This window comes from Lacipirellulaceae bacterium (assembly GCA_040218535.1).
Taxonomy (GTDB): Bacteria; Planctomycetota; Planctomycetia; order Pirellulales; family Lacipirellulaceae; genus Adhaeretor.
Map to the genome: position 1 here is coordinate 191,637 of JAVJRG010000012.1, position 24,312 is coordinate 215,948.

Sequence of the window (24,312 nt, forward strand, 5' to 3'; positions counted from 1 at the left end):
GGGTGGCTAAGCCGCGAGCGGCAGGGTCAGCGTTGCTTCGGCGCCGCCTTGGGCGTGGTTGGCGACTTCGAGCTTGCCGCCGAGTTGTTTTGCCAAACGTCGGCAGAGGGCCAAACCGAGACCGACCCCAGGGGCACTTTCGGCGGCCTTCTGGGCGCTCTTGCTGAAAGCGACGGATCGCGTTGCTTTCCTTTCTGACTCGTAGCCAGGTCCATAGTCGCGGACTACGAAACGCACCGCTTGCGGCTTAGCCCCGGCGAAGCCACAGGTGGCGGTGAGATGTATGCGGCGATCCTCAGAGTTGCTCGCGTACTTGGCGGCGTTATCGACAAGGTTGAATAGGATTTGCTCAACAACGCCAATATCGCTTCGCAACGTGGCGTCGGCAACTTCCCTATCGAGTTCGACAACAAGCTCCATCTCGGCGAGCTTGGCCCGATCAGTGAGCCTTTTCTCGAATCGGTCGACCAATTCACCTGGTGTCGTCGAGTCATCAAGGGTTGGTCCCCTGCCCCGTTCGAGCCTTGCGTAACTCAGCACGTTCTCGACTAGGTGAGAGAGTCGCTCGGACTCGACACGCAGCGTTTCGAGATACTCCTGACGTCGCTGCTCTTGCGGAACCATCCCGCCGGCGAGCATTTCGGAATACATCCGAAACGTGGTCAGGGGCGTGCGTAACTCGTGAGTCACCGAGGAGACGAACGCAGCGCGGCGTTCGCTCAAAGCCAGGACGCCCCACAGTAACGCGCCGACGGAAAGCAAGGCGGCCAGCACGGCAACGGCGCTGATCGCGAGGTTGCGAATCACTCCTGGCGAAGGGAGGTAGATGTTCTTGAGGTGTGGCACTCGGAACTCGACCGGCAAGCCGGCGAGCATCCGCGAGGGGTCGCCGGACTCGGCGTCCTCTAAGGGAACTAAGTCTGCGGTTGGAAAGAGATCGGCGACTTCGGCAAGCAGATCCTGCTTCAGGTTTGGCCAATCGAGCCAGCTTCCTTGCACAAACAGTTCTCCATTGCGGGTGACTCGTCTGGCTAGCAGTAATTGGTCGTTCATCCAGAGGGGACGACTGATGCTTTCAATAACGTCGGTCGCGCCGAAAGGGTCGTCACTGGCTTGCTGAGCTTCGCCATCAAATGCAGGCGGATTGGGTGCATTGTTGTAGTAGTTGCCACGTTGCTTGGTTAGCTCTTGGCGAGCTTGCTGTTGGTAGCGTTTGCCGCGTTGCTCGAAGTCGCCCTTCTTTGCTTGGGAAGCGACCTTCGGGAGGGCGATTTGCGGCGGGCCGTTGGCCGCTTTGCCGTAGCCACCGCCATACTCTTCTCCGTATGGCGCTCCATATTCACCACTGGCGATATTACCCTTTTTCGGATCTCGGTACTCACCATTTGTTCTGTCCAACGCATCAGGCTCTGTCTCGCGAGGGAGGCTCTCGGAAGTAGGAGCTGGGATGATTCTGTTGGATTGCTCGGGCAGAGCGGCGAGCAGATTTTGCACGTCGACGTTATGAGAGAGTCGTTCAAGTCGTTTGCGATTGTCTTCCAGTTGCTCCGATGGAACGGGTTCCGGCTGAAGTGCTTGCTGTTGGCTCTGTTGTTGAACTGTCTCTTTCGCGGGTGCCTGGGGCGAGCGCCAGTTGCCTAGTTGGTCAGCCTCGAAATTGAGGTAAACGTTGTACGGCGAAACCGCAAGCGATGGGTTGAGGATACTCTCAGCTTGATACGCGTAGTGAGGTCTCGCAGTCTCTTCCGCGATGAGCGGGGCGAGCTTGGTGTCCATCCGCCAGAGGGCGAGTCGGACATCTTGCTCGCGCAAAGCTCCCTGCTCCGCTTGAAAACGTAGCTTGTCCGCTTCAAGCGACTGACGCAGCAGCCAACCGATCGTCGCGAGAACGACGAGCGAGCAGACGGCATAGATGAGCCAGGCTTTGCGGGGAGACATACCGATTGATGTACTAGGAACGATGAATGATGGATTGTTGGAAGAATCTCCGTAGGGTATGACGAGGCACGAGGCGTACCTCACGCGAGCATGTAACCCTTTCCTCTCACGGTGGAAATTACCTCGGCACCGAGTTTCTCGCGCAGGCGTGCTACATGCATATCGACCGTGCGTGTACTCACGCCCCGTGCGTCGATTTGCCAGACGTTTTCTAATAGTTCTTCACGCTGGACGGCCCGCTGGCGGTGTCGGGAAAGGTAGCGCAACAAATCGCATTCTTTCTCGGATAACTCAATACGCTCGCCGTCGTCGGAAGTGGCTTCACTCCGGGCGAAGTCGACTCGGACTCCCGGCAATTCTAGTTCTTGAATGTCGGTCGGGCGACTAGGCGAACGTCGCAACACGGCTTCGACCCGAGCGAGCAACTCCGTGACGCTGAACGGTTTCACCACATAATCGTCGGCGCCAAGTTTGAGCCCGCTAACGCGGTCATTCTCTTCGCCACGCGCACTGAGGATGATCACCGGTAAAGTCGGCTTAGCGTTGCGAACTGCGGCGAGGATTTCTAGGCCCGTCTTGCCGGGCAGTACCATGTCGAGCAGCAGCAGATCGAACTGACGGCGGAGAGCCGTCTCGCAGCCTTGTGTGCCGTCGCCCTCTTCGAGGACCTCGTGCCCCGCATACGTGAGCGCATCGACGACCCCGCGGCGGATGGCGGTGTCGTCTTCGATGGTGAGGATGGTGGGCATGGGGTTGATAGTAATTAGGCGCGAGGCGCTAGTTTCGTGGGTTTAGCCGCCGAGCTTGCTCGGCGCTCGGCTCTTACACCCTCCCAGCGCCGAGCAAGCTCTGCGGCTAAATTCCCGAGTAGCCTTGTCTTTATTCTAGCGGAGAATTCTCTTTACTCAGCCCTGGAGGGCCGAGCTACGTTACTGTGCGACTTTTCCGCCTTTGTCTAGTGCTGTGTAAACGTTCGCCGGGGCCAATCCTAGCCAGGGGTCGCTTGAGGGCGTGAGGAACAGCTCTGCGTAGACCTTTTCGTTGAGCTGGTCGAAATCGCTCGTGATCGTGCCGTCGAGGAACCACCGGTGGATTCGGCGGTGAAGTTGATATTCGTTCTTCACGGTGTCGAGCGTGATGTTGCTCTCGAATTCTTGAACGAGTGCGAGTATTGGGTCTTCCACTCTGCGTTTACTGGACGCACGGCGGGCTGCTTCCCGCGGGTCTTCATTCTCGTTGCGAATCACTGCCACTGAAGACGGGTCGAGCTTCGTTTCGTCGCGGTGCAGTGCCGCGATTTTCTCCCACTGCTCGTCGGAGGTTGTTTTGTCGAGCCTCTCGCCGCGAGCCACGAAGTTTCGGATCATCGGCGCTGCCACCGCTCGCTTCGCTACAGCCACTTGTGCGCTTTCGACCGCATCAGGACTTGCCGGCTCATTGGCTGGCTGCTCCGCTACAAGCGGCAACAGGGGTGCTTCGACAAGCGATTTGCTCATGGCCAGCGGCATCGCCTCTTTGGCGAGGGGTGCCTTCGGCGGAATTGCATTATTAAACGCAGTGGTTGGAACTGCGAGAGGCTGGGGCGTGCCGATGGTAACGAGATCCTTTCTCCAAGCCGCCAGGATGGCTTGCTCGCTTTTTTGATGATAACGCCGTAGTTCACGAATGCGCGTCGGTTCGACCCGGTCGTATTTTGGGATGTGGATGAAGTGCTGAGCGAGCTGCTCAACCCGACCAAGCCAGCTTAGAAACTTCTGTGGGCTATAAAGTCCCGGCAGCACATCAAGTGGCCTTCCTTGGGGGGAAAGGATATAGTGCGCGCTGTTTCCTGTCAGCGTGCGTTCCAACTTCCGTCCATCTCCGAAGTCGATGGTCACCTTGGGCACGGGCCGGACCGATTGCCAGTGGAGGACGAAACGCTCACGCAGGGCGTTGCTGATCTCTTCATTCGCGTACAGCGTTGTGCGAAAGAAGCGGCTGTTCGCGCAACTGTACTCGTCGGTGAGCTTGCCCAGCATGCGGAGGCTGAGGATCGGCTTTTCGGACTTTTCAGCGGCGACTTTCGCGGCTTCGAGATCGGTGTACCAATAAAGCCGGCTGGTGGCGGCGCCGCGTTGGGCGGCGATTTGGTCGAGCGCCGCCTGCCAACGCTTGTGTGTTTCTGGGGTCAGCCCTTTCTGTCCCCGGCAACCGCGGCTGTATTCTTCCAGCGCTGCCGTTAGTCCTTCCGGGCCTAACGCGCGCATCTCTTGGACGAATTGCTCGACGCGTTCGACGGATTCGGGGTTATCATCATGGAAGAAACCCAAACCGCCACAAGCTTGGGCGACGGCTGTTATGCAGGTGGTCGCTGCAAAGGCGAAGAGTGTAAGTAGCGATTTCATTTGGGGGCTCCTGTTTGAGAAAAGGGAGAATCCTTCGGTCAGTTACCGGCGGAGGCGTAGCTCCGCGGCTAGGGGTTGGAGTAAGGAAGCAATGATTGTGAGTAATCTGAGCGTCACTTCTGTATGATACGGGCAAATAACCCCATCTTTTGTAACGAGTCTGTAACTGCAAATTTGAGATGAATGCCCTACCCTCCCTCACCCGCGAACAATCACGACGGGTCGATCAGATCGCCATCGACGAGTACGGCTTCTCTGGCCTCGTACTGATGGAAAACGCCGGTCGAGGTGTCGCCGATGTTTTGCTCGGCCACGAAATCGAAACCGGCGATTCGCAACCCTCTGAAGTTGTCATACTTTGTGGCAAAGGGAACAACGCTGGCGACGGATTCGTTCTCGCTCGTCATCTCGAAATACGCGGCGTGCGGTCGAAAGTCCTTTTGCTCGCGTCTCCCGATGAGCTACGAGGGGATGCGTTGGCGAACTATCGAGTCCTTCAAAACTGCGAGTCCCCGATCGTCGACCTCTCAGCGGTAGGCGACTTACCAGCCTCGCTTGACGAGCATGTTGGGCAAGCGACTTGGCTGGTGGATGCCATGCTGGGAACGGGAGCACAGGGGACGCCGCGGTCTCCTTACGACTCAACCATTCGCTGGATGAACAACCAGCACACCCGGAAGCTCGCTCTCGACCTCCCAAGTGGGCTGGATTGCGACACCGGAGAAGCCGCGGATCCAACGGTGCGTGCCGACCTGACCTGTACGTTCGCTACGAGCAAGATTGGTTTTGATCGTCCCGGTGCACGGGAACACTTGGGAACAGTACGGGTGATTTCTATCGGCATACCGTCTGGGGCGATTGAGCGCGCTACGAAGACGTGAGCGTAGAGGGCGTTCCCTACCGCCCGAATAATCGGCACAGGCAGAATTGCGGGCATTCGTTGCGACGAGTGTTCTCAGCATGAGCTAGGTTTTCAGGTTAGCGCTCCCTGGGCCGGGAGGCTTGATCTTGACGACGCTGGCTTACGTCCGGCGATTCGACATCATGACAGTTGCTCTTGCAAATCCAGATATCGCAGCCGACGCCGCGACGACACCTTATGTGCCGATCTCGCTGGATGCCTATCGACTGACTGAGCGGCACGACGTGGACGTCTATTGCCGCATGACGGGGCAGAACGCCTACAAGCTCTACGCGGGCAGTGAAAAGCGAATCGAGGAGCACGACTTTGCCGAACTAGAACGACGCGGACACAAGTCTCTGTTCCTGGAACAGAATGCTTTCGATGCCGTCTCCGAAGAGTTGCTCGGCAGACTCGAAGACATCATCGCTGATGAGTCGCTCGCCACCGATAAGCGCTTTGCCGTTTTACAAACCGCTGTCGCAGCGGAAGTCGATTCGGCTTTTCGCCTGACCAACTGCGACAAGTTCGTGGGCTTGGCCAACAAGATGGGCAAGCAAGTCTCCGGACTTCTGCAGGGCGGGAATGCCGTGCCCAGCGAGTTGTTCCAAATCGCCGAGCACGATGCCTACACGTTCATGCACGTGACGAATGTCGCCGGCTATGCCGTGGTGTTGGCCGAACACCTGGGGATTACTGATCCGAACGAGCTTGAGCAAATCGCCACCGGCGCCATCCTCCATGATGTCGGCAAGCGGCGTATTCCGGCTGATATATTGAAGACGAAAGGTCGACTGACTGCTCAGCAGCGGGCCGTGATTCAAGAGCACCCCCGCTACGGCTACGAGGAGCTGTGCCTGCGTGATGATTTGACGCATGACCAGCTGATGATGGTCTACCAGCATCACGAGAAAGTCGACGGCACGGGCTACCCTGTACGAGTCGACGCCAGCGAGATTCACCCTTGGGCGAAGATGATCGCTGTGGTTGATGTGTTTGACGCCCTCACCAGTAAACGACCCTATCGACGTCCAGCACCTTTGGCGGAAGTGCTCGGATTCTTGGAAGAAGGTTCTGGCACCCAATTTGATGCGGAGATGGTCCGATGCTGGATCGATGCATTTCAGCAGAACTGATGCCGAAGTTGTGGCGCTCGCTACCTTCGCAGGCCATGCTGCCGTTGGGGGGCGCGGAGTTCTACGGAGCGGAACAGCAACAGCCAGCGTTCCCTGACACTCGACGTCAGTTTGAACGCATTAATGTCCGTGTGCCAGCGATTCTCCGACAGGATGAGACCTACCACGGCATCTATATCCGTGATGCGTCGCGAGTCGGGCTAGGAATCTATTCTCCGATCCAATTGCTACCGATGTCGGAGGTTCGTATCTGGCTGCCTGAGGAAGAACACTTAGTCCTGAGAGTTCGCCGCTGCCTCAAACAGCAACGCCAGTGTTATGAAGTCGGCTGCGAGTTCTCTGAAGGTGCGCTGCCTGCGAATCTCTTTCGTGAGTTGTTCATGGCGACGGTCGGGTGAGTCGCTTTATGGGCCGAGGTGCGTAAGCCCTCGGGTTACCATTCAACACGCTCGACCCAAGAGCTGACGCTTCTCGGCTCAGGATCTGACACTTCAAAAGAAGATCGCCCCCAAGCCGCGATAGCGGGCTTGAAGGCGATCCTCACGTGGGGCCAGCTTCAAAGTGCCTCTTCTCTGCCGACCTACCGTCTGTCGTTCAATGTTATTTCTACCGGCGACGAACCAATCCCATACCGGAAAGCGACAAGCCGAGGAGAACTAAGCTGGTTGGCTCAGGAATCTGGGATACGCTAATTCGAGCTACCTCATAGCCGGCTGCAGTGAAGTCGGCAGCGATTGTGTCGATCGAAGCACCAGCAGCGTTGATAGCACTGCCGCTTAAAATAATTGGCGTTCCACCAGGGTTACCAATCGATCCGATGAAGCCCGGATGCAAAGCGACCACGCCATTTTCATCATCACCAGTGTTGGGGCCGGTCTGATTGAGAAAAGCCGCTTCCATTTCGGTGTTCAACTCGGTGCCTGCGTCGAGTACCTCAGTGCCGAGAACGAGGAATTCGATCGGTGTGAAATTCCCGCCAGCATCGAACGCCTGGTGAGCAAGAGGATTGCCATTGGCGATGAAGGCATCGTTTGAAGGGATAACCATCGAAGCGTAGCTGAAGTAACGGTTGGAAGGACTGACCGAGAGCGTCGCTGAGGCGATTTCGCCAGGGGCAATCGGCCCCCCGGCACCAAAGACAGCAGAGTCTTCGCCGTTGCTGCTGGTCGCCGTCATGAACTCTGAAGAGATGGCTGCGAATGAACCATCCTCGGCAAGGCTCTCTAGTCCTGGACTCGCGGCGACGCCTTGATCGTAAACGTCGAATGAACCGTCGTGGAAACCAAACCAAAGCGGCGTAAGAAAAATTCCGCCTGTGTCGGAAAGATTCTCGATCGTCACTTGAAGGTCTTGTGCCTTCACATTTGAAAGTGAGCTAGTTGTCGCGGCGATGGCGATGACTGCGGCTGTTAAAAGGCGGGTACGTAGCATCTCTAGGGATCTCCTCAAAAGGGAAAGGGAATTGATGAAATACTTGCTTAGCGCGACAGGGACGCCGCGTTTGAAATTCGCGATTTCAGGGATTCATTAGCAAGCAAGTTCGAGTAATAGAGAGCAAGCCGCTCTTGCGACTGGCTAGCAGACCGTTGCGACAACCTCGACTCATTGGAGGGCTGGTCACACTCGTGTCTCCATGAGGGCTTAGTCGTAAGCCAGAAAGAAGGCTTACAAGAAAGTTGAGAAAAACTTTCGAAGAAGTTGTTGTGTGAGGTGGCTTACACAACGAGCCTCGTCGATCGCGTCAAGCTTGCTGGAACTACCGCGAAGCGGTTCCATCCCATAGCCCAGGGTAAGATCATCCGAGCCTAAGCGAGGAGGATCGCCACCCTGGGTTACCGTTATGCCCAACGTCAGCGACCGAGCGAAAAGGCTTAATTACCGGTGGCGGATTGACGAGGTTGCAAAGGGCCGAGGTAATCCTTTCGCATTTCGACCTCGGTCGGACTCTTCGGTACTCACAACTTACTGCTCGGTCGATTCTCGTCTACTACTCTAACCCAGGGTACGATCACACTCGCTGGGGCTCGTGATAATCGAACCCTGGGCTATGATATGAAACCCCTTCGGGGTAGTGCTCGAACACATGTCCAAGCGATTAAGAATTGCGCAGCGCTTCGCGTATTTTCTCGCGGCGTAGTTCGGAAAGCTTTGCGTCGCCAGGGTCGAGAGAAGGGTCCTCTGAGAGTAACTTGCTGGACCACTTGCCGATCAATTTCACCTGCTTCTGAAACTGCTTGCACCCCGCGCAGACGAGAATGTGGCCCTTCATACCGAGCCACTCGCTCCACGTCAAACGTCGATCCAGCGCATCCGAAGCGAGACGAGTCGTCTCCTCGCAACGCATGAACAGGATTTGTTTGAGGTTGAGCATTAATTAGTGGGCAGTGGGCAGTGGGCAGTGGGCAGTGGGCAGTGGGCAGTGGGCAGTTTAGTCGTCTTTGAACCAGCGTCGTTCGAGGCAGCCTCTAAGCAATACTCTCGCACGATGGAGCCGGACGGACAAGTTTTCTTGGGTGATTCCTAGAGTTTGGCAGATTTCGCTGGTGGTTTCAGTGGATATTTCTCTCATTTTGAACGCGGTCGCGAGGTGCTCAGGCAGTTCACTGACACAACCTGTCAGGACTTCCCAGAACTCGCGATTTTGAGCCGCTTGCTCCGTGGCACTCCAGGTGCCGGGGCGAACTTTCCAGTAGCCCTCACTGTCAAACAGCTCTTCTCCACCATCATTCTCGGTCTGCAAGGGTTGCGATTCACGCCGCGGCTTTCGCAAATAATCAATGATTTTGTGGCGAAGAATACTGATTAGCCACGTCTCGCGGGTGCTTCGCCCGTCGAAGCGCTTGCGCCCCCGCCACGCCGCCAACAGTGCCTCTTGCACTAAATCTTCAGCCACATCTTGCCTTGAGACGTGCCGGAGGGCGAAGCAGTAAAGCTTGTCGCCGTACTGCTGAAGCCACTGCTCAGCGTTATCGTCAACGTCGTCCTCGGGAGTGTCGGATTCGGCTGATTCCATGTCGGTTGATCTCAGGAAAGCCGAGCCCCACTACTGATTTAGTCGGCCCAGCGGCTTAGAAGTTACAAGAAAAGTAATCAATGCGTGCGAGAGATCAACCCGACGGCTTACGCCTGACGGCTCTGGGGTGCTGAATAACGCTAAGTTTGACTGTCCCACGTTCAACGCTCAGAATGAAGCAGGCGACAGGGCTTTCGTCACAACTCAAGGGATTTTGCAATGAATAGCCAAGAACTTCGTGAGACCCTCGAAGAACTCAAACGCGAACTAGCTCGGCCTGAGCAGTTTGACGTGCCAACACGAGAATCTTTAGAACAACTTTCCGAGGAAATCGATCGGCGGTTGGCAAGCGAGACCAAAGAGGCATTAGAAACGCCAGCGGAGGAGCCTTCGTTTACGGAGCAGCTTCAGAGTTACTTATTAGAGATCGAAACCGAACATCCCAAGCTGACGCGTGCGGTCAACCAAGTCGCGGCGGCGCTGGCGAATTTGGGGATCTGATTACGGAGCCAGCCTTTCGATAATCCACACTCCTCCATCACGACGATACCTGATCCGATCATGCAACCGATTAGGCCGTCCTTGCCAGAATTCAATCTCCGTGGGCTCAAGCCGGAATCCTCCCCAGTGTTCAGGCACAGGCACTTCTTCTCCAGCGTGTTTTTGTTCAAGTTGCTGAAGACTACTTTCTAATGCCTCGCGGTTGGGAACAACCGAGGATTGTTGCGAAACGATCGCTCCCAATTGGCTGCCGCGTGGTCGGCTGTGAAAGTATTCGACTGATTGCTCGCGTGAGGTCTTCGTAACCGTTCCGAGGATGCGGACCTGACGCTCTAACGGACCCCAGTAGAGCGTCAGTGCGGCATTCGGATTGGCAGCAAGTTCTTCGCCTTTCTGGGAATCGTAATTCGTAAAGAAGACAAAGCCCTGCGCGTCGAACGCCTTCAGGAGAACGATCCGAGCACTAACGATCCCCGTCGATGTCGATGTCGACAGGGTCATCGCGTTGGATTCGAACCACTCGTCGGAGCAGGCCTCGCGTGCCTGCTCGAACCACACGCGAAATTGCTCAAAAGGGCAAGCGTCGCAGTCGGCCTTTCTTAGGCCTGCCTGCTGGTACTGGCGTCGCATGTCGGACAGGGGTGCATTCTTTGAGTTGGAGTCGCTCATACTGTAATTGGCCGGTAAGGAAAAAATGCCATCAATCTAACGACCAAGCCTAAAGGACCAATGACCAATCGCAAGCGGTTCGAGCGCGTGAATTGGTCATTCTGGATTTGGTTAATGGTCATTCTCTGTCGCGTAGGTTGCTTTGCTGAAGCTAGCGTGAGATACTGGATATGCGGCCTACCGCGTCGGATTTGGCCAGGGATTTTGTTTCAGTTTTATCGCTGATTTGAGTTTTTGGAGAATGGACTATGAAATCGCTCGTTTCTCTCTTGGCCCTTACCGCGGCTTGCTTGGTTTCGACAACGGCTGAGGCCCAGGTCGTCACTTACTATCGCCCCGCCCTAGTGCCCCGAACCGTCTACTACGCGCCTGCACCGGTCGTGAGTACCCCTGTGGTCGCAGCACCCGCCCCGGTGGTTGTCCAGCGACCCGTCGTTGTCGCTCAGCCCGCTCCGGTACGCACCGTCACGTACTACGCCCCGACGGTGGTGGAACCCGTGGCGACACCCGTTGTCTACGAACCAACAGTCCGAGTGCGTCAACGTTACCGTCCGATTCTGGGCGGCACCGTGACCCGAGTTGATCACGGCTACACACGCTCGGTTTATCCGATTGTGCGATATTAACTCTGCCATGGGTGGCTGGGGACGAGCCCCGCGAGCCCCCAGCTTTTCAGACCACTGGGGGCTCGCGGGGCTCGTCCCCAGCCACACGCGGGTTGAAAGCCGTTATTAAAGGGCAAGACACTTAAGTCTCCATGGCCGAACTCAAGACCTTTCTGTTCACGGACATCTGCGGTTCGGTGCGTCTCAAGAATGAGATGACCGGCCGCAGCGTGACAGAGCGTGATCTTGCGTTCATTCAGACGGTCCTCACGCCGCATCGTGCGCGGATCGAAGCAAAGCTCATTGAGATGGGCGGGCGGGTTGTCTCCACGGCAGGAGACGGTCACTTCCTGGTGTTCGACAACACGATCCAGGCGGCTCAATGGGCGGTCGACGTTCAAGAAAGCCACCGCGACCAACCGATCGTGCTGCCCAGCGGCGAGCATGTCGAAACGCGGATGAGCGTCCACGTTGGCGTGCCGCAGGTCGACCCGAGTGACCCGGATAACTTCGTCGGCAAGAGCGTCGACTATGCGGCCCGCCTGAACGACTACGCCACCGGCGGTCAGATTCTTTGCAGTCGTAGCGTGATGGCGATCCTCGATGACGTGGGTCTCGATGGGATTAAGCTCTACCTGCATGGCCGTCGCGAGCTCAAAGGCATCGGCATGGTTGAAGTGCACGAGGTGCTCTACGACGAGGTCGGCCCGCGGACGATGCGCAACGAGCCGAAAAGCCATTCACACCGCCAGTGGACGGTAATCCCCACAATGGGCTTTGCTGAGGCGGAGACCGACCCCACCGGTGGCATCGCCGTTGTGGGTTCAGCCATCAAGCAAGTCGGAAACTACGTACTCGAAGGCCAACTTGGTGCGGGCGGCATGGGCGATGTGTATAAGGCACGCCATAAGCAATTCGACCGGCTGCGTGCCGTGAAAGTGATCAAGCCGCAGTACGTAGGACCTGGCCACAAGGACGTGATCAACCGCTTTTACAACGAGATTAAAGCGGTCGGGAAGCTGGAGCATAAGAACATCGTCGTAGCGATCGATAGCTCGAATCCCACGGACAAAGTCCATTACTTGGTGATGGAGTATCTCGAAGGGGTGGGGCTTGATGAGCTGGTTTCCAAGGTCGGTCCGCTCGCGGTTCCCGACGCCTGCGAGATCATCCGCCAAGCGGCCCAAGGTTTGGAATACATCCACCGTCACGAGATGGTGCACCGCGATATCAAGCCCTCGAACCTAATGTTAACGCTTGTTGATGGAGACAAGCTGCACAGCGATCACTCTCAGCCCTCCAACGGCGATCAAGAACTGGGCGTGGTGAAAATCTTGGATCTAGGGCTCGCGTTGCTGGCCGACCAAGGGGATGACCGCCTCACGCGTTACGACAACAAAGCGATGGGCACGGGCATGTACATGCCGCCTGAGCAATGGAAGACCACGAGCGTCGACATTCGGGCGGACATCTACTCACTAGGCTGTACGCTCTATCATTTGCTAGCCGGGAATCCACCGTTTATTGATTCCGATCTGCGGCCTGAGAAAGCGCACGAAAAGCAGCCGCTACCGCCGATTCGGTCAGCGAATATACCGAAGAAGCTCTGGGACGTTTTGAAGAAGATGACGGCTAAGCGGCAAGCCGATCGGTATGCGTCGCCGGCGGAGGTGGCCGAAGCGTTGGTGCCGTTTCTTGAGGGGCACGACTTGGCGGCGCTGCGTCGGCAGTACGACGAGCAATCCGGACGCATTGAAGCGCTCACGCCCACGCACAGCGACATGCCCTCGCGGCAGGACACACTGTGGTCGAAAATCCGCAGCGGCACCGGCAGCATGTACCCGACGCGACGCTGGATGCTGGGGACTGCCATGCCGCTCTTGGCCATGGCGGGCATGCTGGGCGGTACAATTTGGATGATGCAACGGAACGCGAACCGTGCGGCCGAAAATGCCCGCGAAACGGCGGAGAAGACTCTCCCGAGCTTTGCACACACGGCCGTGACGACGAATTTAGCTCCGCAAATCGAAGCCCGCTTCGACGTGCTCGTGCTGGCTAGTGAGGACGAACGCCTCCGCGCGTTGCTGAAGGACTATAACCGGGACCCTGAAGAATTTGATGTGATTCGACAACTTCAGGAATGGCTAGGGGCGTTTTCCAGCGAGCATACCGATCTGCGACCCGATAGTTGGTTTATCAATTCGCGCGATGGCACTCAAGTCGCGCGCAAGCCAACGAAGGACAGTATCGGGAAGAACTATGCGTACCGCGACTATTTCCACGGTGGCGGAAGAAACCTGTCCAAGAAGGAAGTCTCGAGTGCCAGACCGATCACTCGACCTAACCTTTCCACAGTCTACGAGGGGAGTCCGGATAAGAAGACGGGCAAACCAGCGAAGATCAAAGTTGCGTTTTCCGTCCCGATTTTTGAAACCCCGTATGACAAGAGTAGTGAGGTGTTGGGCGTGCTTTCTCTGTCAGTCGAAGTGGGCACGCTGGAGCGTTTAGACCTCAAATCAAGCGGCGATAATGAAGTGCTGCTCGTTGATACTCGGCCCGACTATTTGGCGGGGAATGCCGAAGAGGGATTGGTTCTAGATCACCCCGAGTATCAAAGCACGACCGATCCGAAAGACATGCCGCGGTTTGATGGCGAAATCCTTGCCTCGATGAAGAAGGCAGTCAAAGAAGAACGTGGTATGTTTATCACCGGCTATCGCGACCCGCTGGACGAGGCAGAAGCGAAGCTTCACTGGGGAGCATTTGAGCCGGTCTACTATGACCTGGAGGCGGATGGAGAAAAACGCTCAACCGGCTGGGTGGTGTTGGTGCAGGATGTGATGGTGGAGTAACGCCATTCATCTTCCATGAGCCGCGAAGCGTCAGCTCGCCGGTGCATACCTCAGTTCGGTAACCCAAGGGCTTACGCCTCACGGCTCAGAGTCGTGCGTTAGGCTTCCCCGTTGCAGCCACTTATCAATCGCCGCGGCCACCAAGTGTTGCAAGAGCGTCGCCAATCCAATCACCAGGATCACTCGCGGGTTCTCTTCGGCGAGGACTTCCCCAGCGAGGACCAACGCGAGCCCGGTATGCTTCATGCTCAGGGCAAACAGCATCGTTGTACGGGAAGCGTTGGAGAGGCCACAAGCACGCGCTAATCCCAGGGCAACAACGACTCCGGCCACCCCAAGTAAGATTGCTAAGACGGCTGGAATGGCTGCTGAAGCAATCGTCTCCTGTTTGACCAGTCGGGGCATGGCGAGTGCTGCGTTCGCGTAGTTGAGAACCAACAGATCGAACAGCGTAATCAGTCGAATCCAAGGTTTCAGCCGTGCGATGCGTCCTTCGCCCAATGCCCACGCTGCCAGCGCCCCGGCAAGTGAAGGCAAAACTACCCAGAGGATGAATTCCAAGCCGGAAAACTTTGCGACCAGTTGTTCGATCTTTCCCGTGTCAGCGTCTGATAAGGCGAAGCCCATCAGTTTCAGCATTTGCGGAGCGGCTATTGGCGAAAGAATGATCGACAGGACGATCAGGCCCAAGGAAAGCGCCACGTTGCCGCCGGCATTCTGACTCCAGCCGGCGGACGAATTCGCGACGGGCATCGCGGCAACGAGTGCTAACCCGACGACGATGCCCGCGGTGTTCTCTGCGTTGCAGATCGATGGAAGCAGAGGGCCGATCATGGCAACAAAAACGGCCGGACCTAGCCAGGCAGCAAGCAAACCGAGAAGCAACACCGCAGGGCGTTCCAGGAGGTCACGAATTTCCGACCAACGAATTACTGCCGCAGCACAGAACAAGAGCAATGCTAGCAGCAACATCGGTGCGCGGACTTCGCCGCCGGTCGGTTGGACAAAGGTGATGTTGCGAATCGCCTTACCAGGCCCCGGCAGAAAGGCCGCTACCGCATAAGTGCCGACCAGCAGCCAGAGGAAGTAGCGATGTAGCACATCCCCCAACCAAGTCTGTTGGGGTAACGCGTCGGTATTATCGGCAGCGGATGCCATACGCTTGGGGAGGGGGCGGCTGGAGTGGCTTCTGCGAGGATCGGGGCTGAGTCTCTCTAGAATAACAGAACAGCGGATTGGTTTCAGGGGCAATGCGGGTTTCGACTTCGTGTGAACTTCACCGAGAAGCAGCGTGTCTTTTGTGCGTCACGTGAGCTAAACTGACACTTCCCGCCGAGAATCTTTCCCCGCGATTCTCCTTCGTCTGCCTCTCCGAAATCGCCATGCCCTCTGCCACCACTGTTGAAGAACCTTGTGAGACGCCGAGCCCCTCGCTCGCGACTTCGCCGTCAACCGAGTACCTACGAGAAGAATCCACTCAAGAAAAGCCCTTCTACGGTTGGGTGATGCTCCCCGTGGCAATGCTGATTTTGGTGGCGAGCAGCCCAGGGCAGACGTTTGGCTTTGCCTTTTTCAACCCGCATTTCCAGCAGGCACTTTCGCTCACCTCGACGCAGCTTTCGACGGCTTACTTATTCGCGACTTTGCTGGCGGCGGTTCCCCTGAGTTACGTCGGCTCGCTGACCGATCGATTTGGTTTGCGAAAGTCGCTGTTCGCCACGGTCATTGCGTTATCGCTCGGGTGCATGCTGCTGGCGGCGACTTCGAACATCGCGATGCTTTGTTTGAGCTTTTTCGTGATGCGCTTGCTCGGCCCTGGGATGATGGTCCTGCTGGCGAACAATACGCTGGCCGCTTGGTTTGATAAACGGCTGGGTAAGGCAAGCGGCGCGATGCAATTGAGCATGGCGGGGGCCGTGGCTTTGATTCCCGCGGGGATGTTGTTGCTGATCAACAGCTTCGGCTGGCGGCAAGCCTACGTCATAATCGGTTGCGGCTTAGCCCTGACTATGTTGCCGGTGCTCTGGTTTTTCTACCGCGAGAGCCCTGAAGAGCTAGGGCAAGAGCGAGATGGTATCGTTCCCGGTCCGCAAGTGTTGCCTGCCGTTCCAGCCGGGAGCGTCGCCGAAAACTCCACGACGAGAGGTTCGTCCGACTTCACACTCGCCGAAGCGATGCGCACGCCCGCGTACTGGGTACTGATCGCCGCGACCAGCGCCTGGGCGATGATCGGCACGGGGATCGTCTTCCACATGGAAGCCCTCTTCGCCACTCGTGGTTTAGCCGAAACCACGATGCAACTCGCCCCGACAGCGCTGGCCATCGGCATGGCCGCGATGCAACTGTGCGGCGGCGTGTTGGCCGACCGAGTGGCGATTCGCTTTCTCGTAATGCTCGCCATCGGTGGAATCGGCTCCAGCAGCTTGGCCGTGATGGCCGCCCCTGGCGCGAAGACGTTACTGGCCGCCTTTACGCTCTATGGACTCTCTCAAGGCCTGATGAGCGTGATCGCCGGAACCGCCTGGGCACGGTTTTTTGGGCGGGCCCACTTGGGCAAAATCCGCGGCACGGCTCTCACGGCAGCGGTAGCCGCCAGTGCCGTTGGACCGTTGGCTCTGGGTCTTTCGGTCGATTACGCGGGCGGTTTTGAAGCAGGGCTGATCGGGTTTGCTGTGGTTGCCGGTTTTGTGGCGACCTCGGGGTGGTGGGCACGGAAGCCTGATTGAATAAGTTGCAGCCGCGACTTCCATCCAACCTTGTGTCCACCTCAGGGGGATTGCATACTATCGGCAATTACTCGGCCTATCTTTTTTGCGGCACTAATCTCTTGAGGTCTTGTCCCATGAAACTCGTTCTCCTTGTGCTCACCTTTGTCGCTCTCCTAACTCCGCAACGGACTTTCTCGCAGCAACCCTTCACAGACGAAATTGCTTCGCTTGAGAAACACCAAGCGGCAGCGGGCTGGTTCCGTGACGCGAAGCTGGGGATTTACTTCCACTGGGGTCCCTACACCGTGGCGGCGCATGGGAGCGAATGGTATGCGCGTTGGATGCACTTCGACCTCAGCGAAGACGACTGGGAAGGGCACACCCCCGGGTACCACAAAGACTTGCTTCCTTGGCATACAAAGAAGTTCGGTCACCCTAAGAACTTTGGGTATCACGATATGATACCGCTTTTTACTGGTGAGCACTTTGATGCAGAGGAGTGGGCTGACCTGTTTGAGGCCAGTGGTGCCAAGTTCGCTGGTCCAGTTGCTATGCACCACGACGGCTACGCGATGTGGGACAGTGAGGTCACCCCGTGGAATGCTGCGGACACCGGCCCCAAGAAGGACGTCACCGGAGAGCTATCAAAGGAGCTGCGTAACCGTGGCATGAAGCTCATCACCTCGTTTCATCATGCTCGCCATTTGCAACGCTACACGGGAATGAACTTTTCCGAGGCCCGCGAGAAATACGGTCACTTCGATCAGTACCATGTATTTTGGAACTCTCACTATCCCTGGATTGAGGGCTTAGCAACCAGTTCGGAAGATCCTAAGCTGCGTCTCCTCTATGGGAATATTCCTGAAGAGCAATGGCTGGAAAAGTTTTGGCTAGCATCGCTTAAAGAGGTGATCGATAAGTATCAGCCTGACATTATTTGGTTTGATACTTGGCTCGACCAAATCCCTGAGAAAACTCGCTACGAATTCGCTGCGTACTATCTCAACGCTGCGGACTCGTGGGGCAAAGAGGTGGTCCTCACCCATAAGCACGAGGACATGCCCGCCGCGTTCTCGGTGCAGGACTTTGAACAAGGTCGCCGTGACAAGCTGACGCAGGAAGCGTGGCTGACAGACGACACGCTCTCCAAATGGAGTTGGTCTTACGTAGAAGGATTGCAGATTAAACCGGCAGCTTGGGTCATTCACGACTTTATTGATATCGTGGCGAAGAACGGCCAACTCCTGCTCAATATCTCTCCGAAGGCTGACGGAACCATTCCCGAAGACCAAAGAAAAGTTCTCGCCAAGCTCGGAGAGTGGCTGAAGGCGAACGGCGAATCGATCTACGGCACTCGTCCTTGGAAGATTTACGGCGAAGGTCCCACACAGATGGAAAAGGGAGGACACTTCACCAAGCACGTCGACTACACGGCTCAGGACATTCGTTTCACAACCAAGGGCGAAACGCTCTACGCGATCTCTCTGGGAACGCCACAGAAAAAGTTGACGATCAAGTCACTGGCGAAGGGCAGCCCTCACTACTCCGATGAGGTCTCCAAAGTTACCACGCTCAATGGAAACTACATCGCATCCTGGTCTCAAGATGATGTAGGGCTCCATATTGAGTTAAGCCCTGATGCGCCGCAGCAGATTGCGTATGCATTTCGCATTGAGTGAGGTTCGACTACGACGTTAAGCCTTCGACCAACTCGCGTAGCTCTGCGACTTCGGCTTTCAACTGAGAAACCTCTTCTCGCAGTGAAGCGAGTTCATCGGAATTCACGCTACTACTCGCGTGCGGTTTCGCCGGAGCGGGATCTGCGACTGTTGACGGCGAAGACGCAAGCGGCGCGGGCGACGTGCTCGGTGCTGGGGCCGCTGCTGGGGCGCTCGTTCCGTGGTCTTTGAGAACCTTCTCCAACTCTTGAGGTTGATAAAGATTGTGCGTCACAATGCACCCTCGGCCTGGCGGGGTGACGTAGATCAGCAGCTCCTTGGCGACGAGTGAATCGATGATTGGGCGTAGCTCGCTCATCCCCGCAATCGGGTGCATCCGAGCCGCGCGGGCTCGAAGTTCGCCCAAAGTTTGTGCCCCCCGGAGCAGCAGTTCGCCCATCACGGCGATCTCGGCCTTGTCGACGCCCAGCCAGTCGTACATCAGGTGACGATACTTCTCGACGCGGCTATCGCTTTGCACTTGAGCAATCGCGCCGAGCTTCATGAGCTGCTCACAAGCGTCGTAAGCGTCCCCCTCGTCGAGGCTCATCTGCGGGAAGCGGTTGCTCTTTTGGTTCGCACCGTTGACCAGCGCATTCATCGAGAGCGGGTAATTATCCGGCGTGGTCTTCGCCTTTTCGATGAGGACCCCGGCGATGCGGCGCTCGACGCGACCGAGGGGCTGCCACTTGCGTTCTGCTGTTGCTTCTGTCGCTGGTTCGTTTGGATCAGTCATAGTGCGACTGATTGTACGCGAACTGAGTGCCGTGAGAATGGTCGACTTCTCAAGCAGCGAACCCCCAGCTTGCGCTGGGGGCTAGGGGTTCGATACGTTGGAAAGATTCACTCAAGCGAAAACTACTAGCCCCTAGCGCGAGCTAGGGGTTTTCAGAGTCGCCCTAAGGCAACGCCACGGCAGCACCCGCCGCACTCATGCCTTGGAAGAACGCGGCCCGCCATGTGAACGGCACCGCTTCGATCATGTACGGAGCGCAACTGCCGGGGCGATAGTAGCCCAGGGTGTAGACGCATTCGTTGGGCGTGCGGATGCCCATTTTGTAGGGCAGGATCGCAACGCTGCCGAAGAAGTGGGCTCCTGACATGATCGGCTGGACGTAGGGGCCCCAGGAGTGGCCATAGCGTTCGAGTTGGACTTGCTCGAAGTACAGCGGCTTGTGGCAGAGGCCGCTGGCTTTCCACATGTAGGTGATCTGTGGCCACTGGCGTGGCGTGTGCATTTCGTTGCCGAAGCCGCACTCGAAGGGGTAGTCCTGACCCGCTTCGCCATCAACACGAATGCTGAGGTCGATGTTGCGGATGCCGTCGGAGCGGAGTTTCTCAAACTCCTCTTCGCAGCTCTTGTCGTTCTCCTCTCGAGCCCTAGCGAGGGCGCGGCGGCGCTCGTTCAGTTCCTCTTGAGTGAACTCCTGATCACCGGCAGGATCCTGATCGGGTGCTTCGAAGTAGTCCTCTGCGTTTTCTTCTTCGAACTGCTTGAGGAGATCGCTCGGTGAACGCTCGACTTCCTCTTTCATGCTTTCCTTTTCAAAGTCTTCCTTTGCTTCACGCAGCGTCCGATCCACTTCTGTTTCTTCCGGCTGAGGAATCTCGGGAGCGGGGACGGGAATGGTTTCGGGTGTTGAGGGCTCCTCGGCAGGCTCGGGCTCTTCGGGTGCGTCAAACACGTCCTCGAAGTTTTGCTCGTCGTCGTCTGATTCAGGCATATCTTCTTCGGGCATCTCCTCGGCCTCTTCCGAATCTTCGAAGTCTTCGAAAGGGTCATCCTCGTCACGTTCTTCGTAGTCTGGCAGGTCGAGATCGAACGGATCGTCAGAAGGTTCCGCCTCGGATTCCTGCAAGTACTGCACTTGCTGTACCGCCGAATTTGCCGACGAGAAGTTTCGCTCGAACGGATCGCTAACAATGCTTGTGCGCGTAGCGACTTCGTTCCACGTCGCTTGGGTAACCCGTTGCGTACTCCGTACCGGCGCGACATTCGCTTCAGCGAATGGATTCCAGCGCTGAACTGAATTCACGCGAGCCGAAACAATTCGCGCTGGCCGGGTCGCTTCAGCGACCGCGGAAGAAGTGCCATTCGAATTCGCAGGTTGCCAAGTCTTTGCGTGCGCGAAGTTAATAAGTACAAGTAACGCAGCTAAGCGACAAGTCGCGCTAAGCGCCTTCGCTCGAAGAGTACTCGGCGGTGTAGTTGGGCGCTTCTTGCGTAATGGCGATGTCATGCGGATGGCTTTCTCGCACGCTCGCCGCGGTTACTTGAATGAACCGCGCTTCCGTGCGCAACTCGTCGATCGTTTTGGCACCGGCGTAACCCATTCCGGCTCGCAAGCCCCCGATCATCTGGTAGAGAAACGGGCTGAGCGGACCCTTGTAGGGCACGCGGCCTTCTACCCCTTCGGGGACGAGCTTGCCGTTGCCGGCGTCGTCCTTGGATTGTCGGTATCTTTCGCTGCTGCCGTGGACCATCGCCCCCATCGAACCCATGCCGCGATAGGTTTTGTAGGTGCGTCCTTGGAACAGCACGCGTTCGCCTGGGCTTTCGTCCAGCCCAGCAAGCAAGCCGCCAAGCATCACGACGTGGGCCCCAGCAACCAGCGCTTTGGTAATGTCTCCTGAATAACGAATGCCGCCGTCGGCGATGATCTTCACATCCGTCCCGGCTGCCGCTTGAGAGGCGTTGTAAACGGCCGTCACTTGCGGAACGCCGATCCCGGAGATAACCCGCGTCGTGCAGATCGATCCCGGTCCGATGCCAACCTTCACCGCGTCTGCCCCAGCGGCAATCAAATCCTTCGTTCCCTCGGCGGTTGCGACATTCCCTGCAACCAGGTCGATGTCCCAACGCTTCTTCAACTCTTTGACGGTATCGATCACATTGGTCGAGTGCCCGTGGGCACTGTCGACGACGAGAAAATCGACGCCTTTTTCGATCAGACTCGCAGCACGGTCGAAGTCGTGAACTCCGATGGCCGCTCCAACGCGGAGTCGTCCCTGGGCGTCTTTGCTTGCCTGGGGGAACCGCCGCATCATGTCGATGTCTTTGATCGTAATGAGGCCCGTCAGTTTGTAATCTTCGTCAACCAGCAGAAGCTTCTCGACCTTTTTTGCCATCAAAATCTTCTCAGCTTCCTCAAGCGTCACGGTCCCCGTAGCCGTCACAAGCTGGGCGCCTTGGGTCATCACCTCGGCAACGGGTTGGTCGGAATCTTCGAGGAAGCGGAGGTCGCGGCGGGTGAGAATGCCGGCCAGTTTGCCATCAGCGGCGGTGATCGGAATGCCGGAGACGTTTGACTGTTGCATTGTTTGCCGGGCGCTGGCAACGCTAGCATCGGCGGGCAGCGTGACCGGGTCGACGATGATGCCGTTGGCGGACCGTTTGACCTTATCAACCTCTTTGGTCTGCCGTTCGACCGTCATGTTCTTGTGGATCACCCCCAAACCGCCCTCCTGAGCGAGGGCGATGGCCATGCGATGCTCAGTGACGGTATCCATCGGCGAGCTCAACAGCGGGGCTCGCATGGTGATCCGCTTGGTCAACTGCGTAGAAACCTCAACCTCTGACGGGACCACACTACTGTGGCTCGGCTCGATGAGCACATCGTCGAAGGTGAGACCGGTGCCGGTGAGTTTGTCCATGTTGAGTGGCGAGGGGTTAGGGGCGAGGGGCTAGGTTTCGTGTTTGCTACCTAGCCGGCGAGCTACGTCTCGCCAGGAACACTTGAGGTAATCGGCTATTATCACGCGATTCTCCCTAGGTGACAACGGGGCGAAGAATATGGCTCATCGAGGAGCGCCGTGCGAGCCAACCTCAATGTCGTCGTGCTCGCGGGCTAGGGTGATTGCACGCTAACGCTCTGTCTGCTGCTGTGGTAAGCTGCTTGGTACGCAGACCTCTTCATCACGCTCTCGGAGACCCTTCTTGTGAACACCCACGACGCCATTCGCACGACGGCTGAAACTAGCGCCACGATCCTAAAGACCTATCTCAGCGATCTTGAGGACGCCGAACTGCTTGAGCGCCCCAGCCCCGAGTGCAACCACTTGGCGTGGCAGTTGGGGCATTTGATCGCCTCAGAGTGCATGCTCCTCGATATGGTCGCACCCGGCTCAGCGATCGAGCTCCCTGAAGGCTTCGCCGAAACCCACAGCAAAGACAACGTTGCCGATAACGACCCAGCAAGTTTTCTCTCCAAGGCAGAGTACCTCGAGTGGCTCGACAAGGTACACGCCGCGACGATTGCCGCACTTGAGAAGACCAGCGAGGCAGACCTCGATGCGCCCTCCCCTGAGCACTTTCAAAAGATGTTCCCTACCGTCGGCAATATGTATATCTTGCTGGCGACGCACGCGATGATGCACGTCGGGCAGTTTGTGCCTGTCAGACGGAAATTGGGGAAACCGATTTTGATTTAACTTGATTACGCTTCGAAACCCCTAGTTTGCGCTAGGGGCTAGGGTTGGTGGAGAAGAATCCCTAGCCCCTGGCGCAAGCCTGGGGTTGACCTCAAGACGTCAACTGATGGATCGACGCCAATTCAACTCGACAGTTTCTGCTGGTCTCGCAGGAATGCTTGCTTCGTCGCAGCCAGCTTATGGCTTTGCGACCAAGCCTACAAAGCTCCGCGTTCTTGGTACCCACGTCACACTTCAAGAAGACTTGCGACTCCGGGCACAGAAGGAGTTGGGCTTGGAGATCGAATTTGAACCCGGTGGTAGCGCGGCAGTTCTTCACAAGGCATCGACGAAGCCTGAATCTTTCGACCTTTACGAGCAATGGTCGAACAGTCTGAATGTATTATGGCAAGCGCGATCGATTCAAGGAATCGAAACCGAGCGGCTTTCGAACTGGTCGGAAGTCAATTCGCTGACGAAGACGGGCAAACTCACCGAAAAGGCACGGATCGGAGCAGGTGATGCTCCCTACAAGTTGCTGTATGCTCAGGAAAATGGTTCGCTGAGTTCCGAAGAATCAGGCAAGATTAGCTTTCTGCCTTACGTCCACAATGTCGACTCCTTCGGCTACAACAGCGACGTCGTTCCGAAGGGGATTCCTTACGAAACGGAAAGCTGGGGCTGGCTGCTGGACGAACGGTGGCACGGAAAAGTCGCGCTAGTGAACGCGCCCACGATTGGTCTGTTTGATACCGTTCTCGCCACGCAGGCGATGGGGTTGGTCGAGTACGCGGACATTGGCAATCTAACGCGGGAAGAAATCGACAAACTCTTTGAAGTGCTCATCGACTACCGCCAACGGGGCCACTTCCGCGGCGTTTGGAGCAGTGTTCCACACTCCGCAGACTTGATGACCCGAGGCGAAGTGGTCATTCAGAGCATGTTTTCGCCAGGCGTTTCGATGGTCAACGGCAGCGGCATGCCCTGCATCTACGCGGCTCCTAAGGAAGGTTACCGCGCCTGGCACGGGGTGATGTGCCTCTCTTCGGCAACCGAGGGAGCGGTCAAAGACGCAGCTTACGATTACATGAACTGGTGGCTCTCAGGCTGGCCGGGGGCATTCATCGCCAGGCAAGGCTACTACATTTCTAACCCACAACGCTCGCGGCCGTTGCTCTCGAACGCGGAGTGGGACTATTGGTACGAAGGCAAACCCGCCGCTGAGGATCTTCGCGGCACCGACGGACGTGTCTCCGTGAAGAAAGGGCAAGTTCGTACCGGGGGATCGTACGAGCAAAGATTTAGCAATGTGGCGGTTTGGAATACGGTGATGGACACCTACGAATACAGTTTGTTGCGTTGGAATGATTTTTTGTTGGCTTAGGGGCCTGTTTCGATAGGCAGAGTCCCTCGCAACACCCTTCCTTTTGGGAGGGTCGGCTCCAAAAAACCAAAATAAACACAGGCCGGGGAGGGA

At 57.0% G+C, this 24,312-nt stretch carries 21 protein-coding genes; 10 read left to right on the forward strand and 11 right to left on the reverse strand.

What is annotated here, in order from left to right; translation table 11 throughout:
* Nucleotides 1–6: 6 nt before the first annotated feature.
* The 3 genes from RIB44_14725 to RIB44_14735 form a co-directional block, all read right to left on the reverse strand.
* Nucleotides 7–1,938 carry a HAMP domain-containing sensor histidine kinase gene (locus tag RIB44_14725; GenBank protein ID MEQ8617824.1) on the reverse strand — a complete coding sequence of 644 codons (1,932 nt, stop codon included), beginning with the start codon at nt 1,936–1,938 and terminating at the stop codon, nt 7–9.
* An 80-nt stretch (nt 1,939–2,018) separates the two neighbouring features.
* Nucleotides 2,019–2,687: a response regulator transcription factor gene (locus RIB44_14730; protein MEQ8617825.1), complete on the reverse strand. Its 669-nt coding sequence runs from the start codon at nt 2,685–2,687 to the stop codon at nt 2,019–2,021.
* Between the two features lie 180 nt (nt 2,688–2,867).
* The gene (locus tag RIB44_14735) at nt 2,868–4,322 is read right to left on the reverse strand and encodes a hypothetical protein (GenBank protein MEQ8617826.1); all 1,455 of its coding nucleotides are present in this window, start codon (nt 4,320–4,322) and stop codon (nt 2,868–2,870) included.
* 179 nt (nt 4,323–4,501) lie between these two features.
* On the opposite strand from RIB44_14735, the gene RIB44_14740 reads away from it, so the two are divergent.
* The 3 genes from RIB44_14740 to RIB44_14750 all read left to right on the forward strand — a co-directional run bounded on the left by RIB44_14740 (nt 4,502) and on the right by RIB44_14750 (nt 6,757).
* The gene (locus RIB44_14740; protein ID MEQ8617827.1) at nt 4,502–5,203 is read left to right on the forward strand and encodes an NAD(P)H-hydrate epimerase; all 702 of its coding nucleotides are present in this window, start codon (nt 4,502–4,504) and stop codon (nt 5,201–5,203) included.
* A gap of 163 nt (nt 5,204–5,366) precedes the next feature.
* Nucleotides 5,367–6,359: an HD domain-containing protein gene (locus RIB44_14745; GenBank protein MEQ8617828.1), complete on the forward strand. Its 993-nt coding sequence runs from the start codon at nt 5,367–5,369 to the stop codon at nt 6,357–6,359.
* On the forward strand, nt 6,329–6,757 hold the full coding sequence (locus RIB44_14750; protein ID MEQ8617829.1) for a PilZ domain-containing protein: 429 nt from the start codon (nt 6,329–6,331) through the stop codon (nt 6,755–6,757). Before RIB44_14745 ends, RIB44_14750 begins: the two co-directional genes overlap by 31 nt.
* Nucleotides 6,758–6,965: 208 nt before the next feature.
* Here the strand turns inward: RIB44_14750 and RIB44_14755 are convergent, their stop codons facing one another.
* The 3 genes from RIB44_14755 to RIB44_14765 form a co-directional block, all read right to left on the reverse strand.
* Nucleotides 6,966–7,790: a spondin domain-containing protein gene (locus RIB44_14755; protein ID MEQ8617830.1), complete on the reverse strand. Its 825-nt coding sequence runs from the start codon at nt 7,788–7,790 to the stop codon at nt 6,966–6,968.
* A 664-nt stretch (nt 7,791–8,454) separates the two neighbouring features.
* Complete coding sequence (locus RIB44_14760) at nt 8,455–8,730, reverse strand: hypothetical protein (protein ID MEQ8617831.1); 276 nt, start codon at nt 8,728–8,730, stop codon at nt 8,455–8,457.
* 57 nt (nt 8,731–8,787) lie between these two features.
* Nucleotides 8,788–9,372 (reverse strand): sigma-70 family RNA polymerase sigma factor, encoded by a 585-nt coding sequence (locus RIB44_14765; GenBank protein MEQ8617832.1) that lies wholly within the window; start codon nt 9,370–9,372, stop codon nt 8,788–8,790.
* Between the two features lie 219 nt (nt 9,373–9,591).
* Between RIB44_14765 and RIB44_14770 the strand changes: the two genes are divergently transcribed.
* On the forward strand, nt 9,592–9,873 hold the full coding sequence (locus RIB44_14770) for a DUF4404 family protein (GenBank protein ID MEQ8617833.1): 282 nt from the start codon (nt 9,592–9,594) through the stop codon (nt 9,871–9,873).
* Here the strand turns inward: RIB44_14770 and pdxH are convergent, their stop codons facing one another.
* Nucleotides 9,874–10,542 (reverse strand): pyridoxamine 5'-phosphate oxidase, encoded by a 669-nt coding sequence (gene pdxH, locus RIB44_14775; GenBank protein MEQ8617834.1) that lies wholly within the window; start codon nt 10,540–10,542, stop codon nt 9,874–9,876.
* 248 nt (nt 10,543–10,790) lie between these two features.
* On the opposite strand from pdxH, the gene RIB44_14780 reads away from it, so the two are divergent.
* On the forward strand, nt 10,791–11,168 hold the full coding sequence (locus RIB44_14780) for a hypothetical protein (GenBank protein ID MEQ8617835.1): 378 nt from the start codon (nt 10,791–10,793) through the stop codon (nt 11,166–11,168).
* Between the two features lie 131 nt (nt 11,169–11,299).
* Entirely contained in the window at nt 11,300–13,999 is a 2,700-nt protein-coding gene (locus RIB44_14785) for a protein kinase (GenBank protein ID MEQ8617836.1), read from the forward strand.
* Nucleotides 14,000–14,077: 78 nt separating this feature from the next.
* Here the strand turns inward: RIB44_14785 and RIB44_14790 are convergent, their stop codons facing one another.
* Nucleotides 14,078–15,157 (reverse strand): bile acid:sodium symporter, encoded by a 1,080-nt coding sequence (locus RIB44_14790; GenBank protein ID MEQ8617837.1) that lies wholly within the window; start codon nt 15,155–15,157, stop codon nt 14,078–14,080.
* Between the two features lie 224 nt (nt 15,158–15,381).
* On the opposite strand from RIB44_14790, the gene RIB44_14795 reads away from it, so the two are divergent.
* Nucleotides 15,382–16,725 carry an MFS transporter gene (locus RIB44_14795; protein MEQ8617838.1) on the forward strand — a complete coding sequence of 448 codons (1,344 nt, stop codon included), beginning with the start codon at nt 15,382–15,384 and terminating at the stop codon, nt 16,723–16,725.
* 116 nt (nt 16,726–16,841) lie between these two features.
* Nucleotides 16,842–18,386 (forward strand): alpha-L-fucosidase, encoded by a 1,545-nt coding sequence (locus RIB44_14800; GenBank protein MEQ8617839.1) that lies wholly within the window; start codon nt 16,842–16,844, stop codon nt 18,384–18,386.
* A gap of 7 nt (nt 18,387–18,393) precedes the next feature.
* Here RIB44_14800 and RIB44_14805 read toward each other — a convergent pair whose 3' ends face one another.
* The 3 genes from RIB44_14805 to guaB all read right to left on the reverse strand — a co-directional run bounded on the left by RIB44_14805 (nt 18,394) and on the right by guaB (nt 22,079).
* The gene (locus tag RIB44_14805; GenBank protein ID MEQ8617840.1) at nt 18,394–19,161 is read right to left on the reverse strand and encodes a DUF480 domain-containing protein; all 768 of its coding nucleotides are present in this window, start codon (nt 19,159–19,161) and stop codon (nt 18,394–18,396) included.
* A gap of 163 nt (nt 19,162–19,324) precedes the next feature.
* Nucleotides 19,325–20,461: a hypothetical protein gene (locus RIB44_14810; GenBank protein ID MEQ8617841.1), complete on the reverse strand. Its 1,137-nt coding sequence runs from the start codon at nt 20,459–20,461 to the stop codon at nt 19,325–19,327.
* A gap of 136 nt (nt 20,462–20,597) precedes the next feature.
* Complete coding sequence (gene guaB / locus RIB44_14815; GenBank protein ID MEQ8617842.1) at nt 20,598–22,079, reverse strand: IMP dehydrogenase; 1,482 nt, start codon at nt 22,077–22,079, stop codon at nt 20,598–20,600.
* 285 nt (nt 22,080–22,364) lie between these two features.
* Between guaB and RIB44_14820 the strand changes: the two genes are divergently transcribed.
* Together RIB44_14820 and RIB44_14825 are read left to right on the forward strand one after the other, a co-directional pair.
* Nucleotides 22,365–22,856, forward strand: a complete 492-nt coding sequence (locus RIB44_14820; GenBank protein MEQ8617843.1) for a DinB family protein — start codon at nt 22,365–22,367, stop codon at nt 22,854–22,856.
* Between the two features lie 154 nt (nt 22,857–23,010).
* Nucleotides 23,011–24,219, forward strand: coding sequence for an extracellular solute-binding protein (locus tag RIB44_14825; protein ID MEQ8617844.1), 1,209 nt, complete (start codon nt 23,011–23,013; stop codon nt 24,217–24,219).
* Nucleotides 24,220–24,312 lie beyond the last annotated feature (93 nt).

Excerpts from the sequence above, each read along its gene's own strand:
- RIB44_14760 (MEQ8617831.1), bottom strand. The coding sequence starts at position 8,730 with ATGCTCAACCTCAAACAAATCCTGTTCATGCGTTGCGAGGAGACGACT.
- RIB44_14765 (MEQ8617832.1), bottom strand. The coding sequence starts at position 9,372 with ATGGAATCAGCCGAATCCGACACTCCCGAGGACGACGTTGACGATAAC.
- RIB44_14780 (MEQ8617835.1), top strand. The coding sequence starts at position 10,791 with ATGAAATCGCTCGTTTCTCTCTTGGCCCTTACCGCGGCTTGCTTGGTT.
- RIB44_14745 (MEQ8617828.1), top strand. The coding sequence starts at position 5,367 with ATGACAGTTGCTCTTGCAAATCCAGATATCGCAGCCGACGCCGCGACG.
- RIB44_14785 (MEQ8617836.1), top strand. The coding sequence starts at position 11,300 with ATGGCCGAACTCAAGACCTTTCTGTTCACGGACATCTGCGGTTCGGTG.
- RIB44_14725 (MEQ8617824.1), bottom strand. The coding sequence starts at position 1,938 with ATGTCTCCCCGCAAAGCCTGGCTCATCTATGCCGTCTGCTCGCTCGTC.
- RIB44_14755 (MEQ8617830.1), bottom strand. The coding sequence starts at position 7,790 with ATGCTACGTACCCGCCTTTTAACAGCCGCAGTCATCGCCATCGCCGCG.
- RIB44_14790 (MEQ8617837.1), bottom strand. The coding sequence starts at position 15,157 with ATGGCATCCGCTGCCGATAATACCGACGCGTTACCCCAACAGACTTGG.
- RIB44_14770 (MEQ8617833.1), top strand. The coding sequence starts at position 9,592 with ATGAATAGCCAAGAACTTCGTGAGACCCTCGAAGAACTCAAACGCGAA.
- RIB44_14735 (MEQ8617826.1), bottom strand. The coding sequence starts at position 4,322 with ATGAAATCGCTACTTACACTCTTCGCCTTTGCAGCGACCACCTGCATA.
- RIB44_14805 (MEQ8617840.1), bottom strand. The coding sequence starts at position 19,161 with ATGACTGATCCAAACGAACCAGCGACAGAAGCAACAGCAGAACGCAAG.
- guaB (MEQ8617842.1), bottom strand. The coding sequence starts at position 22,079 with ATGGACAAACTCACCGGCACCGGTCTCACCTTCGACGATGTGCTCATC.
- pdxH (MEQ8617834.1), bottom strand. The coding sequence starts at position 10,542 with ATGAGCGACTCCAACTCAAAGAATGCACCCCTGTCCGACATGCGACGC.
- RIB44_14800 (MEQ8617839.1), top strand. The coding sequence starts at position 16,842 with ATGAAACTCGTTCTCCTTGTGCTCACCTTTGTCGCTCTCCTAACTCCG.
- RIB44_14730 (MEQ8617825.1), bottom strand. The coding sequence starts at position 2,687 with ATGCCCACCATCCTCACCATCGAAGACGACACCGCCATCCGCCGCGGG.
- RIB44_14825 (MEQ8617844.1), top strand. The coding sequence starts at position 23,011 with ATGCTTGCTTCGTCGCAGCCAGCTTATGGCTTTGCGACCAAGCCTACA.
- RIB44_14795 (MEQ8617838.1), top strand. The coding sequence starts at position 15,382 with ATGCCCTCTGCCACCACTGTTGAAGAACCTTGTGAGACGCCGAGCCCC.
- RIB44_14740 (MEQ8617827.1), top strand. The coding sequence starts at position 4,502 with ATGAATGCCCTACCCTCCCTCACCCGCGAACAATCACGACGGGTCGAT.
- RIB44_14750 (MEQ8617829.1), top strand. The coding sequence starts at position 6,329 with ATGCTGGATCGATGCATTTCAGCAGAACTGATGCCGAAGTTGTGGCGC.